Below are 17,671 nucleotides of genomic sequence, written 5' to 3'. Positions count from 1 at the left end.
TTCATTTCCAGTTATCGCGGTGAGGTTGAACCCCTCACCCTAACCCTCTCCCCAAAGGGGAGAGGGGATGGTTTGCTCCCTCTCCCCTTTGGGGAGAGGGCAGGGGTGAGGGGGCAGTTACCCGCGCTGACTCAACACGTCTTTCTCATACGCCCGCACGTTGTCCAGCCACTGGCTGCCTGCCGGCGCGTCGTGACGCTGGCAGTACATCTCCCACACCGCCTGCCACGGCAGGGATTTTTGCTCTTCCAGCAGCGCCAGGCGCGCGGTGTAGTCGCCGTTTGCTTCCAGCTGTTTCAGCGCCGCGACAGGCTCCAGCAGCGCGCGCAGCAGGGCTTTTTTCATGTTACGGGTGCCGATCACCCATGCCGCGATGCGGTTGATGGAGGCATCGAAGAAGTCGAGGCCAATGTGGACGCGGTCAAAGAGGTCGTGACGGATGATTTCGCTGGCAATCGCCTGGGTTTCGTCATCCAGCAGCACCACGTGGTCGCTGTCCCAGCGCACCGGACGGCTGACGTGCAGCAGCAGGCGCGGTACGAAGAGCATGGCGGCGGAGATTTTGTCGGAGATCACCTCAGTCGGATGGAAGTGGCCGGCATCCAGGCACAGCGCGGTCTGGCGGCTGGTGGCGTAACCCATGTAGAACTCGTTTGAACCGACGGTGTAGCTCTCCGCGCCGATGCCGAACAGCTTGCTCTCTACGGCGTCGATGTGGTGCGCCGGATCCAGTTTTTCGCTGATGGCCTCATCCAGCGCGGCCAGCAGGCGCTGACGCGGGGCCAGGCGGTCGACGGTGATGTCTTTCATGCCGTCCGGGATCCAGATGTTCATTACCGACGGCGTGCCAAGCTGCTCGCCAAACCAGGCCGAGACGCGGCGGCTGGCTTTTACGTGGTCGATCCAGAACTGACGGATTTCGTCGTTGGCATGCGCGAGGGTAAAACCGTCCGCGCTCAGCGGGTGCGAGAAGCAGGAGGGGTTAAAGTCCAGGCCCAGCTTGTTGGTTTTCGCCCATTCCACCCAGTTTTTAAAGTGTTCCGGTTTGATCTCGTTACGCGCCACCGGTTCATCGGACTCCAGATAGATCGCGTGCAGATTCAGGCGTTTTGGCCCCGGAATCAGGCTCAGCGCCAGTTCCAGGTCGGCACGCAGTTCGGTAGCGTTGCGCGCTTTGCCCGGGTAGTTACCCGTCGCCTGAATGCCACCCGTCAGAGAACCGCCTGGGTTCTCGAAACCGGCGACGTCATCGCCCTGCCAGCAGTGCATGGAGACCGGCAGTCGGTCGAGCTGGCGCAGCGCCGCTTCGACATCTACGCCGACGGCGGCGAAACGCTGTTTAGCCAGATCCCAGGCTTGTTGAAGTTGAGTGGTCATGCGCAAAGCTCCTTAGTCAGTCGTTTTTGCTGAAACTGCGCCCGGTAGCGGGCAATTTCATGGCAGGGATTAGGGATGAAGGTGGTCAGGCAGGTATTCGCGGTGACCACCGAACGGAATTCGTCGACGTCTGCAAGTTCGTCCAGGGTCATTAGCTGAATACCGATGTTGCCGAGCGTCGAGGCCTCCACCGGACCCGCCACCACGGTGATACCGCAGGCATCGGCGCAGAGCTGGTTCAGCAGATGGTTCTGGCAGCCGCCGCCCACGATATGCAGCTGGCTAAACGGTTTGCCGCGAAGGCTCGCCAGCTCGCTCAGGACATCCGCGTAGAGCAGGGCGAGACTGTCAAAAATGCAGCGCGCCAGCTCGGCAGGACTGGAGGGCACCGGCTGCCCGGCTTCGAAACAGGCGGCCTGGATTTCGGCGCTCATATGCACCGGGTTAATAAAGCGGTCGTCGTTCGGGTTGATCAGGAACGTACAGGCCTTCAGCTTTTCGGTTTCTGTGATAAGTGCAGGCAGGTCGGAAATGTGCTGCTCTTTCAGTATCCGCTGGAGCAGCCAGAGACCCATGATGTTCTTCAGCACACGGTAGCGTCCTTCGGCACCGCCTTCGTTAGTGATGTTCGCCGCCAGAGCGGCGTCGCTGGTGTAAGGCGTTTTGCTCTCAAAGCCCATCAGCGACCAGGTGCCGGAAGAGAGGTAGGCCGCGTCTTTACTGGCCAGCGGGGATGCAATCACCGCGCTGGCGGTATCGTGACTGGCGACGGCAACCACCGGGATTTCATTCCCCTGCGGGCAAATCCAGTAACCGATCACATTCCCCGGATGGGTCGGCGCGCCGAACCAGGAAGGCGAGGCGCCCGTCCATGCCAGCAGGTGTTCATCCCAGCTATCGGTGTTGATGTTGACCAGCTGCGTGGTGGTGGCGTTGGTGTATTCCCAGTTCATGTTGCCGGTCAGCCTGTAGCTTAAGTAGTCCGGGATCAGCAGGGCATGCGCCACCTTTTTGACCAGCTCCGGCTGCTGCTTAACCAGCGCATGTAGCTGGTACAGCGTGTTAAACGGCAGAAACTGTATGCCGCTGCGGCCATAGATGTTGTCCTTGCCAAGCTGTGCGATGGCGTGCGCCATCAGCCCATCGGTGCGGCTGTCGCGATACGAGACGGGCAGGCCAATGCGTTCGCCATGGCTGTCGAGCAGAACGTAGTCCACGCCCCAGGTATCAATACCGATGCTGTCGATGCGTATGCCGTTATTGCAGACGTTGTTCAGCCCGGTGCGGATCTCCGCTTCCAGGGCATCAATATCCCAGGTATCAAAACCGTTCTGTTTTTGCAGGCAATTGGCGAAACGGTGCATTTCGCGAAGCGTAAATGTGCGCTCGCTGCAATCCCAGGTGGCGAGCATTACGCGGCCGCTGGATGCGCCTAAATCGACAGCCACACAATGGCGAAAAGTCATGGTCAGGTCCCTTCTTAAGTCATTGGTGCTGAGTGTAAAAAAGGGAAGAAAAGACCACCTTCTCATCACTGACAGCACGAATCTCGCGCTGGCAAGAAAGCAAAGATGAACGTGAGGGAGTTCACAATTTCCAGTCATGGCGGGGTTTTAGGGCAATGTGACGCTGACCGCATTTCCCGATTTTTTCGTCTGTTTCTTGAAAAACGGACAGCTTTTGCGACGTTTGATGTCAAAAATTTAAGGTGAGTGCGGAAGGCCTTAATTACTATTTTGAGAACTTTTCTCATTGCTGGGAGCCGTTATGACCGTACTGCACAGCGTCGATTTTTTCCCGTCGGGAACGTCTCCGGTCGCGATTGAGCCTCGGCTCCCGCAGGCTGCGTTTCCTGAACATCATCATGATTTTCATGAAATTGTGATTGTCGAGCATGGAACGGGTATTCATGTCTTCAACGGCCAGCCGTACACCATCAGCGGCGGTATGGTGTGCTTCGTGCGTGACCACGACAGGCATTTGTATGAACATACCGATAACCTGTGCCTCACCAACGTGCTCTATCGTTCGCCGGACGCGTTCCAGTTTCTGTCGGGGTTGAACAAGCTACTGCCCCAGGAGCAGGATGGACACTACCCGTCTCACTGGCGGGTGAATCAGTCCACGTTGCAGCAGGTGCGCCAGTTGGTGAATCAAATGGAGCAGAGCGAGGACGGGCAGGAGACCCATGCCATTGCCACCCGCGAGCTGCTGTTTATGCAGCTGCTGGTTCTGCTGCGTCGCAGTAGCCTGGTGGAAGGGCTGGCAAATAACGACGCGCGGCTGAACCAGCTGATGGCCTGGCTGGAGGACCATTTCGCTGAGGACGTATGCTGGGAAGCGCTGGCGGATGATTTTTCGCTGTCGTTACGCACGCTCCATCGTCAGCTGAAGCAGTACACCGGGCTCACGCCGCAGCGCTACCTCAACCGCCTGCGCCTGATCAAAGCGCGTCACCTTTTACGTCACACCGACGAAAGCGTCACGGATATCGCCTATCGCTGCGGTTTCGGCGACAGTAATCACTTTTCGACGCTTTTTCGCCGCGAGTTTAGCTGGTCGCCGCGCGATATCCGTCAGGGGAAGGATGCTTCGCTCCAGTAACGCGAAGGCAATCACCGTTTTATTGCCGTAAAAAGGCTAATAATGTCCGGTTATTCACCGTAGAGGTTGTGGTGTGGCCGCTCAGTTAATTCTTCGCAAAGATGATTTTTTTGCCTCCGCGAGCCAGGCCGTCGCGGTGGCCGACCGCTATCCGCAAAATGTCTTTGCCGAGCATACCCACGAGTTTTGCGAGCTGGTGCTGGTGTGGCGCGGCAACGGCTTACACATCCTTAACGACCGGCCCTACCGCATCACGCGTGGCGATCTGTTTTACATCCGCGCCGAAGACAAACACGCTTACGCCTCGGTTAACGATCTGGTGTTGCAGAACGTTATCTACTGCCCGGACAGGCTCAAACTGAATGTCGACTGGGCGGCCCATATCCCCGGTTTTCTCAATACCAGAGGCGAACCCCACTGGCGCTTAAGCAGCAACGGCATGGCTCACGTGCGCCAGACGATCTCTCAGATGGAGCAGGAGAGCCAGAAGCACGATCCGGTGGCAAACCCGATGGCGGAACTGCTGTTCGCCCAGCTGGTCATGACCCTGAAACGCCATCGTTACGCTACCGATAACCCCTCCGCAACCGTCCAGGAAGCGCTGCTGGATAAGCTGATCGCCCGGCTTGCGGGCAGCCTGAACAAAAGTTTCGTGCTGGAAAAGTTCTGCGAGCAGGAGCAGTGCAGCGAGCGCGCGCTGCGCCAGCAGTTCCGCACCCAGACGGGGATGACGGTGAACCACTACCTGCGCCAGCTGCGCATCTGCCACGCCCAGTACCTGTTGCAGCATACTGAGCTGATGGTGAGCGAAGTGGCGATGCGCTGCGGATTTGAGGACAGTAATTACTTTTCGGTGGTGTTTAACCGCGAGGTGGGGATGACGCCGGTTCAGTGGCGTCATCGCAGTCGAAAGGCGGCGTAGTCAGTTCGCCATGCCGAGGCCGACAATATTCGCGGCAATGATGATCACCACGCAGCCCAGGCTTAGAACGCCCACCGGACGACGCCCGGCGTTATTCCACTCTTTCAGTACCAGCCCAACCAGTCCGCCACACAGCACGTAGAAGCTCATGTGCAGCATCCAGCTTATGTAGTCGTACTGCGGTGGAATGCTGGCGTGGCCCCAGGCGTAGAAAAAGAACTGCAGATACCACATGAGACCGCCCAGCATCGAGAGCAGCACATTGGTGATGATTAAGGATTTTGCCAGTGAGAAATCGGCTTTTACCGACAAATCCTTCACTTTTGCCAGACGAATGAAGCAGAAGCCGAGGTTGACCAGCGCGCCGCCGCCCATGATGACAACGTAGCTTGGCAGTGCCACGTACAGCGGGTCGACGCCCAGCGCGGCGGCCGCTTCGTGCATGGGCTTCGCGGCGTTCATGGCGAACGACATGCCCGCCGAGAAGATGCCGCACATCACTGCCAGCAGCAGCCCTTTCTTCAGATTAAAGTCTTCGGCTTTGATGCCCATCTTGCGCTCTTTCAACTGACCCGCGCGGGTGACGATACCCACGCCGATCACCGCGACGAGCACGCCCAGCAGCGTCATCTGCCCGCCTTTAGTGTTGATCAACACGTCAACATTACCGTTAAGAATGGGCGTCATCAGCGTGCCAACGATCAGCGTAATGCCAATCGCGATGCCGATACCCATCGACATCCCGAGGTAGCGCATGGTCAGGCCGTAGTTGATGTTGCCGATGCCCCACATCGCGCCGAACAGAAACACCGGCAGCAGGGTGGAGGCGCTGAAGGAGGTGAAGTAGCCCCAGAAATCCGGGAGTAGCATGGCGCTAATGGTCCACGGCAAAATCAGCCAGGACACGGTACCGCCAACCGACCACATGGTTTCCCACGACCACCCTTTCACCTTTTTGAACGGGGCATAGAAACAGGCTGCACTGGCCGCGCCTATTAAATGCCAGAAGATACCCATCGTAATCGCATGATTCATTTTTACGTCCTCATCGTTTTTATAGCCGGTGGCTTCCCCCCGACTTGATGAGTGTAAAAATTAGGCGGTTCAGGAACCTTCAGAAGGTTGCCGCACTTTTGTTCTGGATGGCAATCAGCACGTTAACCGGGTGAGCAGACTCACAATTTTGTGTTTAGGCAAAACCCGAATAACCTTATAAAAACTACGGCATTGATAATCATTTTCAATATCATTTAATTAACTATAATGAACCAACTGCTTACGCGGCATTAACAGCTGTGCCGCCCGACAATAATGGAGAGGATTATGAGTTATACACTGCCATCCCTGCCGTATGCCTACGACGCACTGGAACCGCATTTCGACAAGCAGACGATGGAAATCCATCACACTAAACACCACCAGACCTATGTAAACAACGCGAACGCCGCGCTGGAAAGCCTGCCAGAGTTCGCTAACCTGTCTGCTGAAGAGCTGATCACCAAACTGGACCAGCTGCCAGCGGACAAGAAAACCGTTCTGCGCAACAACGCTGGCGGTCACGCTAACCACAGCCTGTTCTGGAAAGGCCTGAAAACCGGTACCACCCTGCAGGGCGACCTGAAAGCGGCTATCGAGCGCGACTTCGGTTCCGTTGACAACTTCAAAGCGGAATTTGAAAAAGCCGCTGCAACCCGTTTCGGCTCTGGCTGGGCGTGGCTGGTACTGAAAGGTGACAAACTGGCGGTTGTTTCTACCGCTAACCAGGACTCCCCGCTGATGGGTGAAGCGATCTCTGGCGCATCCGGTTTCCCAATCCTGGGTCTGGACGTGTGGGAACACGCTTACTACCTGAAGTTCCAGAACCGTCGCCCGGACTACATCAAAGCCTTCTGGGACGTGGTGAACTGGGACGAAGCAGCAGCGCGTTTCGCCGCTAAAAAATAAGGTTGCATTGACGCCTGTGAGAAGCGAGTCTGATGACTCGCTTTTTTTGTATCTGCAGAAAGGAGCAGCGATGCATTATCCGGTGAATGTATTTACAGGCAAGGTAAGGGAATACGACGGCAGCCGCCCGAGCGCCATCGCCAAAATTCAGGTCGACGGTGAGCTGACGCTAACCGACCTCGGGCTTGCCGGCGACGAGCAGGCCGAAAAGAAAATCCACGGCGGGCCGGAGCGCGCGCTGTGCCACTACCCGCGCGAACACTATCAGCACTGGAGAACCGAGTTCCCCGAGCAGGCGGATCTCTTCGTCGCCCCCGCGTTTGGCGAGAACCTCTCCACCGAAGGGCTGACCGAAAAGAACGTGTTTATTGGCGATATCTACCGCTGGGGCGATGCCCTGATTCAGGTGACGCAGCCGCGCTCCCCGTGCTTCAAGCTCAACTACCATTTCGGCATTCAGGATATGTCAGCCCAACTGCAAAGCGCGGGTAAAACAGGCTGGCTGTACCGTGTGGTGCTGGCAGGGCAGGTATCTGCGGATGCACCGCTGGTGCTGGCGTCGCGCCTGAGCGATGTCTCCGTGTATGAGGCCTGCGCGATTGCCTGGCATATGCCGTTCGACGACGAGCAATATCACCGCCTGCTGTCGGCGGCAGGTTTATCCACTAGCTGGACGCGAACGATGCAGAAGCGGCGCTTAAGCAGCAAAATCGAGGATAATTCGCGGAGATTGTGGGGAAAATAGTCCCCGTAGAGAGTAGGCCGGGTAAGGCGAAGCCGCCACCCGGCATTTTTGCCTCTGCGCCTGTTATTGCCCGGTGGCGCTGCGCTTACCGGGCCTACAAAACAATGCCAGAGGGAAACTACGAACGCTTATACAGCGGCAGCCATAGCGTTAACCGCAAACCGCCCAGCGGGCTGTCGTCGGCTTTGACCCAGCCGCGGTGCTGCTGCATGGCGGTTTCAACAATCGCCAGCCCCAGCCCCGTACCGCCAGACTCGCGGTCGCGCGCCTCGTCGGTGCGGTAGAACGGACGGAAAATCTGCTCGCGATCTTCCGGGCTCACGCCAGGACCGTCGTCATCGACAATGACCGTAATCCCGTCTTTATCCACCGAAAACGCCACTTCAATCTTCGTATGCGAGTAGCGCAGGGCGTTACGCACGATATTCTCCAGCGCGCTTTCCAGCGTGTTGGGGTTACCGTACAGCGGCCATGGCCCCGGCGGGAAGTTGACGGTGAACGATTTGCCCATCTGTTCCGCTTCGAACGCTGCGTTATCCAGCACTTCATGCCACAGATGATTGGCTTTCACCGTTTCGCTGACCAGCGCGTTTTTCTGCTGATTGCGCGACATAACGAGCAGGTCGTTGATCATGCTGTCCAGGCGGTGAGCTTCCGTTTCAATACGCTCCAGCTCCTTGCTCTCACCGCTGCGGCGACGCAGCAGGGCGGTGCCGAGCTGTAAGCGCGTGAGCGGGGTGCGCAGCTCGTGCGAGATATCCGACAGCAGGCGCTGCTGTGCCGTCATCATGCGATCGAGCGCGCTCACCATCTGGTTAAAACTGGTTCCGGCGGCAAGGAACTCCTGCGGCCCTGCTTCCAGTTCAGGATGCTGTCGCAAGTTACCCTGAGCCACCTCATCGGCGGCATTTTTCAGCTTACGCGCCGGTTTTGCCAGGCTCCACGCCAGCCATAACAGCAGCGGCGAGCTGACCAGCATGGTAACAATCAGCAGCAGAAGCGGACGGTCAAACAGCAGGTTAATAAAATCAGACTGGGAGTTGCTCGCCGGGCGGATCAGGTAGAGCTGATAATTATCCTCCCCGTCCCTGACGGAGAAAGGCCCCACCATCTCTACGCGGCCATATTTCTTCTTCTGGGGGTGATCGGCGTTATCCGCCTGGCCAATGAAGTTGCGGATGATCTGCATCTCGTTGCGATCGGCCCCAATCACGCGGCCTTCGCTGGTGACCAGCAAAAGACGTTGCCCGGGCGGCGCCCACTTGTCGATAGCGCGAAACAGCCTGCGCCACCACATCAAATCGTTCGGCGGATCGTTTGCCAGCTCGGCTTCCACGTGCTGCTCGATCATCACGCCCTGACGTTGCTCGCTGTCGAGAAGCTCCGTCATCTGGCGTGAGTCGAGTTTTGGCAACATCAGTACGAGCATTAAAACCAGTGCCAGCGTCAGCCAGAAGATGGCGAAGATGCGGGCGGTTAAGCTTCCTATCATGAAGCGGAAACCATCAGATAACCGCGACCACGCAGGGTTTTAAACCATGGGTGACCGTCTTTACGTTCCGGCAGCTTACGGCGCAGGTTAGAGATGTGCATGTCGATGGCGCGGTCAAACGGGGTGAGACGTTTGCCCAGCACTTCCTGACTTAAATGTTCACGCGATACCACCTGGCCGAGATGCTGCGCCAGCAGATAAAGCAGGGTGAACTCCGTGCCGGTGAGTTCCAGCGTCTGGCCATCGAAGCTCGCTTCCTGGCGGCCCGGATTCAGGCTCAGGGAGTCGACTTCAAGGGTGGGTGAGCTGTTATCGGTATTTTGCTGCTGCTCGCTCCAGTGGGAACGTCGCAGGATAGCGCGAATACGGGCAACCAGTTCACGGTCGTTAAACGGCTTGGGTAAATAGTCATCCGCGCCCAGCTCAAGGCCGAGTACGCGATCAAGTTCGCTGCCGCGTGCGGTCAGCATGATAACGGGAGTCTGGTGTGTCTGGCGAAGCTCTTTCAACGTATCGATACCGTTCTTCTTTGGCATCATCACGTCGAGCAAAAGTAAATCGATGCTGTCGTCAAGGAGACTCAGCGCCTGCTCGCCATCATGGGCAACCAGAACGTTGAAACCTTCCATGTCGAGCAACTCCTTTAAAAGGGATGTGAGCTCTCGGTCATCATCAACTAACAGGATTTTATTCATTGTTTAAATACCTCCGAGGCAGAAATTACGACATCAAGGCTGTCTAATCCATGACTTTACGTTGTTTTACACCCCCTGACGCATGTTTGCAGCCTGAATCGTAGACTGTCTCTCGTTGAATCGCGACACGAAAGATTTTGGGAGCAAGTGATGCGCAAAGTTACCGCTGCCGTCATGGCCTCAACGCTGGCGTTCAGTGCGTTTAGCCAGGCTGCTGTAGCTATCATCAGCGATAACGGTTCCTCAAAAGAGGACACAACGCAGCACAGTAGCCAAAGCCATATGTTTGACGGCATAAGTTTAACCGAACATCAGCGTCAACAGATGCGAGATCTGATGCAGAGGGCAAGACATGAGCAGCCCCCTGTTAATGTTAGCGAAATGGAGACAATGCATCGCCTTGTCACCGCAGAAAATTTTGACGAAAGCGCAGTTCGCGCTCAGGCCGAAAAAATGGCACAGGAACAGATTGCTCGCCAGGTAGAGATGGCGAAGGTCCGCAACCAGATGTTCCACCTGCTAACGCCCGAGCAGCAAGCGGTTTTGAATACCAAACATCAGCAGCGAATGGACCAGCTGCGTGAGGTTGCACGGATGCAGCGAAGCTCAGAAACGACGTTTTTCAGTAGCAATAGCAGTACCCGTAGTAACCAGTAAACCCTGTTTTCCTTGCCATAGACACCATCCCTGTCTTCCCCCACATGATGTGGGGGTTTTTTTTGCCCCGCATTCTGATTTGTTAACCGTTTATTCATCCTAAGACTCCCCATGCTTCCGTTATACTAGCGGCATGACATGACAGGAGCGTTTATGAATCAATCCTATGGAAGACTGGTAAGCCGGGCCGCGATGGCCGCGACGATAATGGCGTCGTGCTTGCTGGTCATCAAGGTTTTCGCATGGTGGTATACCGGCTCGGTCAGTATTCTGGCGGCGCTGGTGGACTCGCTGGTGGACATTGCCGCCTCGTTGACCAACCTGCTGGTGGTGCGTTACTCGCTGCAGCCGGCTGATGAAGAGCACACGTTTGGGCACGGCAAAGCGGAGTCGCTGGCCGCGCTGGCGCAAAGTATGTTCATTTCCGGTTCTGCGCTGTTCCTGTTTTTAACCGGCATTCAGCATCTCGTCTCGCCGACACCGATGAAGGATCCCGGCGTGGGCGTGATTGTGACCATCGTTGCACTTATATGCACACTTGTTCTGGTAACGTTCCAGCGCTGGGTTGTTCGCAAAACGCAAAGTCAGGCTGTACGGGCGGATATGCTTCATTATCAATCTGATGTTATGATGAATGGGGCTATTCTTATTGCGCTCGGTCTGGCCTGGTATGGCTGGCATCGGGCCGATGCGTTGTTTGCGTTAGGGATCGGTATCTATATTTTGTATAGCGCCCTGAGGATGGGGTACGAAGCGGTGCAATCACTGCTTGACCGCGCCCTCCCGGACTCGGAACGCAATGAAATTTTTTCTATCGTGACCTCCTGGCCCGGCGTCAGCGGTGCACACGATCTTCGAACGCGGCAGTCAGGGCCGACCCGCTTTATTCAGATTCATATTGAAATGGAAGACAACCTGCCACTGGTTCAGGCTCACGTTATTGCTGAGCAGGTCGAGCAGGCGATTTTGCAGCGTTTTCCTGGTTCAGACGTCATCATTCACCAGGATCCCTGCTCGGTTGTACCCGGACATGTTGGGCTTTCGTAATTCGTTGTAAAAAAGTGAGCCAGGCCAGCATTTTGTGTATAAATTACCGCCATTTGGTCTGACCTGAATCAATTCAGCTGGAAGGGATTGATATACTATTTGCAGTATTCGTTGGTCGATAAATTTCTTCCGGCAACAGATTTCAATTTTGCATTCCTAAGTTCAGAGGTAGTCATGATTAAGAAAATCGGTGTGTTGACAAGCGGCGGTGATGCGCCGGGCATGAACGCGGCAATCCGTGGTGTTGTCCGTGCAGCGCTGACGGAAGGCCTGGAAGTTTTTGGCGTTTATGACGGTTATCTGGGCCTGTATGAAGATCGTATGGTTCAGCTAGACCGCTACAGCGTGTCTGACATGATCAACCGTGGCGGTACTTTCCTCGGTTCTGCGCGCTTCCCGGAATTCCGTGATGAACACGTTCGTGAAGTGGCTATCGAAAACATGAAAAAACGCGGCCTGGATGCTCTGGTGGTTATCGGTGGTGATGGCTCCTATATGGGTGCAAAACGTCTGACCGAAATGGGCTTCCCGTGCATCGGCCTGCCAGGCACTATCGACAACGACATCAAAGGCACTGACTACACGATCGGCTTCTTTACTGCACTGGGTACCGTTGTTGAAGCGATTGACCGTCTGCGTGATACCTCGTCTTCTCACCAGCGTATCTCCATCGTTGAAGTGATGGGCCGTTACTGCGGTGACCTGACTCTGGCGGCAGCTATTGCTGGCGGCTGTGAGTTTATCGTCGTGCCAGAAGTCGAATTTAGCCGTGAAGATCTGGTGGCTGAAATCAAAGCGGGCATCGCGAAAGGTAAAAAACACGCGATCGTGGCTATCACCGAGCACATCTGTGACGTTGACGAACTGGCGAAGTACATCGAAGCGGAAACCAAGCGCGAAACCCGCGCAACCGTTCTGGGTCACATCCAGCGTGGCGGTTCCCCTGGCCCTTATGACCGTATCCTGGCATCCCGTATGGGCGCGTACGCTATCGATCTGCTGCTGCAGGGCCACGGTGGCCGCTGCGTCGGTATTCAAAACGAAAAACTGGTTCACCATGACATCATCGACGCCATTGAAAACATGAAGCGTCCGTTTAAAGGTGACTGGCTGGACTGCGCGAAAAAACTGTACTGATCGGCATCCAGCGTAAGCGTAAATGCAAAACGGTAACCTCTGGGTTACCGTTTTTTTATGTTTGCTCCCTCTCCCGTGGGAGAGGGCTGGGGTGAGGGCATCAGGCCACTCCTCCACTCGTTTATTCCACTACGTTATAGCCAATCTTTTTTTATTCTTTAATCCTCGATTCGCTTTCTGGCACGCTGCATTCATCAAAACACTACATAAGAGAGCTGGGCGATGAATAAATGGGGCGTGGGTTTTACATTATTGCTGGCATCGACCAGCGTTCTGGCTAAGGACATCCAGTTACTGAACGTGTCATACGACCCGACGCGTGAACTGTACGAGCAATACAACAAAGCGTTTGCGGCACACTGGAAGCAGGAAACCGGCGACAATGTCGTGGTTCGCCAGTCTCACGGTGGTTCTGGCAAGCAGGCGACCTCCGTCATCAACGGTATTGAAGCCGACGTGGTAACCCTGGCGCTGGCCTACGATGTTGACGCTATCGCCGAGCGTGGCCGCATCGACAAAAACTGGATCAAACGCCTGCCGGATAACTCCGCGCCATACACCTCGACCATCGTTTTCCTGGTGCGTAAAGGCAACCCGAAACAGATCCATGACTGGAATGACCTGATTAAACCAGGCGTGTCAGTCATCACGCCTAACCCGAAAAGCTCGGGCGGCGCTCGCTGGAACTACCTGGGCGCGTGGGGCTACGCGCTGCATCACAACAATGGCGACCAGGCCAAAGCGCAGGAATTCGTGAAAGCGCTGTATAAAAACGTTGAGGTGCTGGACTCCGGCGCGCGTGGCGCCACCAACACCTTCGTCGAACGCGGGATTGGCGACGTGCTGATCGCATGGGAAAACGAAGCCCTGCTGGCCACCAACGAGCTGGGTAAAGACAAGTTTGAGATCGTCACCCCAAGCGAATCGATTCTGGCTGAGCCGACCGTCTCTGTAGTCGATAAAGTGGTTGAGAAGAAAGACACCAAAGCGGTAGCTGAAGCGTACCTGAAGTATCTCTACTCGCCAGAAGGCCAGGAAATTGCGGCGAAGAACTTCTATCGCCCACGCGATCCGGCAGTTGCGAAGAAATACGAAAGCGTCTTCCCTAAACTGAAGCTCTTCACCATTGATGACGAGTTCGGCGGCTGGACGAAAGCGCAGAAAGAGCACTTCTCTAACGGCGGCACTTTCGACCAGATTAGCCAGCGCTAACCATTAGCCAATGACACGGTAACCCGGCGTGAGAAATCCGCCGGGTTTTTTATTTGGTCATCATTTTGCGTTACTCTTTTGCCTCTATTGAAAACAGGGAACGCGTTGTGAAAAAAATTATCGTATTGATCCTGATTGTCATCGCCCTTGCCGCTGGCGGCGCGTACTGGATGAAGGCGGGTAATCCGAATGCGTTGCGCCATATCGTTCTCGACCAGTGTGTGCCGAATCAAATCCAGAACCGTAACCCGGCGCCGTGTGCGCAGGTGAAAACGGATGCAGGCTACGTGGTGTTTAAAGACCGCAACGGGCCGCTGCAGTATCTGCTGATGCCAACCTACCGCATCAACGGCACCGAAAGCCCGCTGTTGACCGAATCACATACGCCGAACTATTTCTGGCTGGCCTGGCAGTCGCGAAGCTTTATGACGTTGAAGCGTGGCTCCGAGGTCCCTGACAGCGCCATTTCGCTGACGATCAACTCCCCGACGGGCCGTACGCAAAACCATTTTCATATTCATATCTCCTGCCTGCGCCCGGACGTGCGCGAGAAGCTCAATGCGGCTCAGGGAGAAATCACCACCCAGTGGCTACCGTTCCCGGGCGGGCTGGAAGGACATGAGTATCTTGCTCGTCGGGTGACGGAGAATGAACTGGTCCAGCGCAGCCCGTTTATGATGCTGGCAGAAGAGCTGCCGGAAGCGCGCGACCACATGGGGCGTTTCGCGCTGGCGATGGCGCAGCAGTCGGACGGCTCGTTTGTGTTGTTGGCGACCGAGCGCAACCTGCTGATGCTGAACCGCGCGTCGGCTGAGGAATTACAGGATCATCAATGCGATATCCTGAAGTGACCCCACTATAAATAGCGTTTACTCGTCCTGCCTGTCGCCGTAGACTTGCTGAAAAATTCTACAGGAGACAGGTATGTCGCTCTGGTTAACGTATCCTCTGCTGCTGCCCTCACTGATCGTTGGCGTCACCATCGTGCTGTGGGCGACGTCGCTATTGCCGGAATTTATCACCGCGCTGCTGTTCTTCACGGCGGCGATGACCGCGAAAATTGCCCCGCCGGAGACGGTCTTCGGCGGTTTTGCCTCGTCGGCCTTCTGGCTGGTCTTCAGCGGCTTTGTGCTCGGCGTGGCGATACGTAAAACCGGACTGGCGGACAGGGCCGCCCGGGCGTTGTCCGCAAAGCTCACCGACTCCTGGATATTGATGGTGGCGAGCGTGGTGCTGCTGAGCTACGCCCTGGCGTTTGTGATGCCGTCGAATATGGGACGTATTGCGCTGCTGATGCCGATTGTTGCGGCGATGGCAAAACGCGCCGGTATCGCCGACGGCTCCCGCGCCTGGTTCGGACTTGCGCTGGCCGTTGGGTTTGGCACCTTCCAGCTTTCTGCCACCATCCTGCCTGCTAACGTACCTAACCTGGTGATGAGCGGTGCGGCAGAAGGCTCGTACGGCATTCATCTGAACTATGTCCCGTATCTGCTGCTGCACACGCCTGTACTCGGTATTCTTAAAGGCCTGATCCTGATCGGCCTGATCTGCTGGCTTTTTCCCGGTAGCCCGAAACCGCCGAAGGATCTGGCACCGTCTGAACCCATGGGGCGGGATGAAAAGCGTCTTGCCTGGCTGCTGGCGGTCGTGCTGGGGATGTGGGTGACGGAGAGCTGGCACGGCATAGGGCCCGCGTGGACGGGGCTGGCGGCATCGGTCATCGTTATGCTGCCGCGCATTGGGTTCATTACCGGAGAGGAGTTTTCTGCGGGGGTAAATATGCGTACCTGTATCTATGTTGCAGGTATTCTTGGGCTGGCGACTGTTGTGACGCAAACCGGTATCGGAGCGGCGGTGGGTGAGGCGTTGCTCCGCATTATGCCGCTGGATGCAGGCAGACCGTTCACCAGTTTCCTGGCGCTTACCGGTATAACCACAGCGCTCAACTTCATTATGACCGCCAACGGCGTTCCGGCGCTGTATACCACTCTGGCACAGAGTTTTTCGGATGCGACCGGCTTCCCGTTGCTGTCGGTGATCATGATTCAGGTGCTGGGCTATTCCACGCCGCTGCTGCCGTATCAGGCGTCACCGATTGTCGTAGCGATGGGCTTAGGGAAGGTGCCTGCAAAGGCGGGGATGGTACTCTGTCTGGCGCTGGCGATTGCAACGTATCTGGTGCTGCTGCCGCTGGATTATTTGTGGTTTAGCGTTTTAGGTCGTTTGTAGCGATTTTGTAGGGCGGGTAAGCGCAAGCGCCACCCGCCACAACAGCATTACGCCTGCTTAGCCGCTTCTGCTGCTTTAACGATCACCGCGAAAGCGTCAGCTTTCAGGGATGCACCGCCAACCAGCGCGCCATCGATGTCTGGCTGGGTGAACAGCTCAGCAGCGTTGGAGGCGTTAACGGAACCGCCGTACTGGATGATGACCTGCTCAGCCACTTTCGCGTCTGCTTTAGCAATGTGATCGCGGATGAATTTGTGAACCGCCTGCGCCTGTGCAGGGGTTGCAGATTTGCCGGTACCGATCGCCCAGACTGGCTCGTATGCGATAACCGCGCCTTCGAACGCTGCCGCGCCCTGGGTTTTCAGCACTGCGTCGATCTGACGTGCGCACACTTCTTCGGTTTTGCCTGCTTCGTTTTCTGCTTCGGTTTCACCGATGCACAGAACCGGGATCAGACCCTGCTCTTTCAGCACGGCGAATTTCTTCGCGATAAACTCGTCGGATTCTTTGTGGTAGGTGCGACGCTCGGAGTGGCCGATGATGATGTATTTCGCGCCGATATCTTTCAGCATTTCAGCGGAGGTTTCACCGGTGAACGCGCCAGACAGGTTAACGTCAACGTTCTGCGCGCCCAGAATGATGTGGCTGCCGTCAGCGGCGCGTTTAGCCAGATCCAGGTACATATCCGGCGGAGCGATAGCAACCGCGCAGCCGGTCACGCCAGCCAGCTCTTTACGCAGGTTCGCAACCAGTTCGTTTACCATGTGGCGGCTGCCGTTCAGTTTCCAGTTACCCATCACTAAAGGATGTCGCATTTCAATTCTCCACGCTAAATAAGCGAATTAAGGAATATGGCCACCCTGACGGGCAGCATGGTCTGTGAATCAGTATAGAGATTTTCCCTCGAAAGGCTTTGCTTTTTGTCATTAATTCGCCCCGCCAAGGGTGTCAGATAGTGCCAGCTTAATCGGTTCAACAGCGAAGGTCAGTCCTTTTTCGCCGTTGTCCGCCACAACATAGCGGATCGCGCCTTCGGTATCGGCGTAGTAACGCTTATTTTTACCGGCGGTAAGGAGCTTTTGCAGCTTCTGCTGGCTTTGTTTTTTCGTCAGCGCAGGGGTAAAAGCCTGCAATACTGCGCTCATGTACTCCATCGCCTTCGCCTTAGCGGCTTTCTGCTCCGGGCCTTGAATCGGCAGCCAGGTGATTTGCATGCTTTTGATTTTTAACGTACCGCGCTCCAGCGCCGTGGAGGCATACAAATTCTCGTTAATCTTGCTTGCCGCACGGGTCAGGGTAGGGGTATCGCGGGAGCCATCAATGGCGCGAAATTCATCCAGCGGCAGCGTTGGATTAACCTGATTGAAGGTTTCACGAAACTGGCTAATGGACTGATCGAACGACGGCGCGCCCGCCAGCAGATACGGCGCGGTGGTCGGGGCAGTGGTTTCGGCGGCGTGCAGGGGAACACCCGCGCTAAGCAGCGCTAAACACAGGAAAAGAGAACGTGCCGAACTTTTCATCAACATTGCCCCTGGCCGTAAGTGCTCATGATTAAAACGATATCTGGTCGGCTTGTCAAAAGGTCACAACTCCAGGGTAAAATGCGC

General features: G+C 56.1%; 17 protein-coding genes. 10 read left to right on the top strand and 7 right to left on the bottom strand.

The genetic code is table 11. The features are described 5' to 3' along the window. Positions 1 to 117 precede the first annotated feature (117 nt). Positions 118 to 1,377: an L-rhamnose isomerase gene (rhaA, locus tag ABR39_RS01755; RefSeq protein WP_047345520.1), complete on the bottom strand. Its 1,260-nt coding sequence runs from the start codon at positions 1,375 to 1,377 to the stop codon at positions 118 to 120. Then, positions 1,374 to 2,843: a rhamnulokinase gene (rhaB, locus tag ABR39_RS01750; RefSeq protein ID WP_047345519.1), complete on the bottom strand. Its 1,470-nt coding sequence runs from the start codon at positions 2,841 to 2,843 to the stop codon at positions 1,374 to 1,376. Before rhaB ends, rhaA begins: the two co-directional genes overlap by 4 nt. Before the next feature lie 301 nt (positions 2,844 to 3,144). On the opposite strand from rhaB, the gene rhaS reads away from it, so the two are divergent. Beyond that, complete coding sequence (gene rhaS / locus ABR39_RS01745) at positions 3,145 to 3,981, top strand: HTH-type transcriptional activator RhaS (protein WP_047345518.1); 837 nt, start codon at positions 3,145 to 3,147, stop codon at positions 3,979 to 3,981. A 73-nt stretch (positions 3,982 to 4,054) separates the two neighbouring features. Further along, positions 4,055 to 4,903: an HTH-type transcriptional activator RhaR gene (gene rhaR, locus ABR39_RS01740; RefSeq protein WP_047345517.1), complete on the top strand. Its 849-nt coding sequence runs from the start codon at positions 4,055 to 4,057 to the stop codon at positions 4,901 to 4,903. Here the strand turns inward: rhaR and rhaT are convergent, their stop codons facing one another. Next, on the bottom strand, positions 4,904 to 5,938 hold the full coding sequence (gene rhaT / locus ABR39_RS01735) for an L-rhamnose/proton symporter RhaT (RefSeq protein WP_023309733.1): 1,035 nt from the start codon (positions 5,936 to 5,938) through the stop codon (positions 4,904 to 4,906). Between the two features lie 288 nt (positions 5,939 to 6,226). Here rhaT and sodA point away from each other — a divergent pair, with 288 nt between their 5' ends. Beyond that, the gene (sodA, locus tag ABR39_RS01730) at positions 6,227 to 6,847 is read left to right on the top strand and encodes a superoxide dismutase [Mn] (RefSeq protein ID WP_004203668.1); all 621 of its coding nucleotides are present in this window, start codon (positions 6,227 to 6,229) and stop codon (positions 6,845 to 6,847) included. A 70-nt stretch (positions 6,848 to 6,917) separates the two neighbouring features. Then, the gene (gene yiiM / locus ABR39_RS01725; RefSeq protein ID WP_047345516.1) at positions 6,918 to 7,592 is read left to right on the top strand and encodes a 6-hydroxyaminopurine reductase; all 675 of its coding nucleotides are present in this window, start codon (positions 6,918 to 6,920) and stop codon (positions 7,590 to 7,592) included. A 118-nt stretch (positions 7,593 to 7,710) separates the two neighbouring features. Here the strand turns inward: yiiM and cpxA are convergent, their stop codons facing one another. Both cpxA and cpxR read right to left on the bottom strand, forming a co-directional pair. Further along, positions 7,711 to 9,084: an envelope stress sensor histidine kinase CpxA gene (gene cpxA, locus ABR39_RS01720; protein WP_023309731.1), complete on the bottom strand. Its 1,374-nt coding sequence runs from the start codon at positions 9,082 to 9,084 to the stop codon at positions 7,711 to 7,713. Then, entirely contained in the window at positions 9,081 to 9,779 is a 699-nt protein-coding gene (cpxR, locus tag ABR39_RS01715; RefSeq protein WP_006179159.1) for an envelope stress response regulator transcription factor CpxR, read from the bottom strand. The genes cpxA and cpxR overlap by 4 nt, the downstream gene beginning before the upstream one ends. A gap of 150 nt (positions 9,780 to 9,929) precedes the next feature. On the opposite strand from cpxR, the gene cpxP reads away from it, so the two are divergent. From cpxP to ABR39_RS01685, 6 genes are all read left to right on the top strand, one after another. Next, the gene (gene cpxP / locus ABR39_RS01710; RefSeq protein WP_047345515.1) at positions 9,930 to 10,436 is read left to right on the top strand and encodes a cell-envelope stress modulator CpxP; all 507 of its coding nucleotides are present in this window, start codon (positions 9,930 to 9,932) and stop codon (positions 10,434 to 10,436) included. Positions 10,437 to 10,589: 153 nt separating this feature from the next. Next, positions 10,590 to 11,483: a CDF family cation-efflux transporter FieF gene (fieF, locus tag ABR39_RS01705; protein ID WP_047345514.1), complete on the top strand. Its 894-nt coding sequence runs from the start codon at positions 10,590 to 10,592 to the stop codon at positions 11,481 to 11,483. Between the two features lie 174 nt (positions 11,484 to 11,657). Beyond that, complete coding sequence (gene pfkA / locus ABR39_RS01700) at positions 11,658 to 12,620, top strand: 6-phosphofructokinase (protein ID WP_023309696.1); 963 nt, start codon at positions 11,658 to 11,660, stop codon at positions 12,618 to 12,620. Positions 12,621 to 12,842: 222 nt separating this feature from the next. Next, positions 12,843 to 13,832 carry a sulfate ABC transporter substrate-binding protein gene (locus ABR39_RS01695; RefSeq protein ID WP_023333864.1) on the top strand — a complete coding sequence of 330 codons (990 nt, stop codon included), beginning with the start codon at positions 12,843 to 12,845 and terminating at the stop codon, positions 13,830 to 13,832. Between the two features lie 107 nt (positions 13,833 to 13,939). Further along, positions 13,940 to 14,683 carry a CDP-diacylglycerol diphosphatase gene (locus ABR39_RS01690; protein ID WP_047345544.1) on the top strand — a complete coding sequence of 248 codons (744 nt, stop codon included), beginning with the start codon at positions 13,940 to 13,942 and terminating at the stop codon, positions 14,681 to 14,683. A gap of 73 nt (positions 14,684 to 14,756) precedes the next feature. Continuing rightward, positions 14,757 to 16,061, top strand: a complete 1,305-nt coding sequence (locus ABR39_RS01685; RefSeq protein ID WP_047345513.1) for an SLC13 family permease — start codon at positions 14,757 to 14,759, stop codon at positions 16,059 to 16,061. A 47-nt stretch (positions 16,062 to 16,108) separates the two neighbouring features. Here the strand turns inward: ABR39_RS01685 and tpiA are convergent, their stop codons facing one another. After that, positions 16,109 to 16,876, bottom strand: coding sequence for a triose-phosphate isomerase (tpiA, locus tag ABR39_RS01680; RefSeq protein ID WP_003862019.1), 768 nt, complete (start codon positions 16,874 to 16,876; stop codon positions 16,109 to 16,111). 111 nt (positions 16,877 to 16,987) lie between these two features. Then, positions 16,988 to 17,584 (bottom strand): DUF1454 family protein, encoded by a 597-nt coding sequence (locus ABR39_RS01675; RefSeq protein ID WP_047345512.1) that lies wholly within the window; start codon positions 17,582 to 17,584, stop codon positions 16,988 to 16,990. Between the last annotated feature and the right edge of the window lie 87 nt (positions 17,585 to 17,671).

The organism is Enterobacter genomosp. O (genome assembly GCF_001022965.1).
Taxonomy (GTDB): Bacteria; Pseudomonadota; Gammaproteobacteria; order Enterobacterales; family Enterobacteriaceae; genus Enterobacter; species Enterobacter cloacae_L.
Note: the sequence above shows the minus strand (reverse complement) of the source record. Positions and strands in the feature narration are given on the sequence as shown.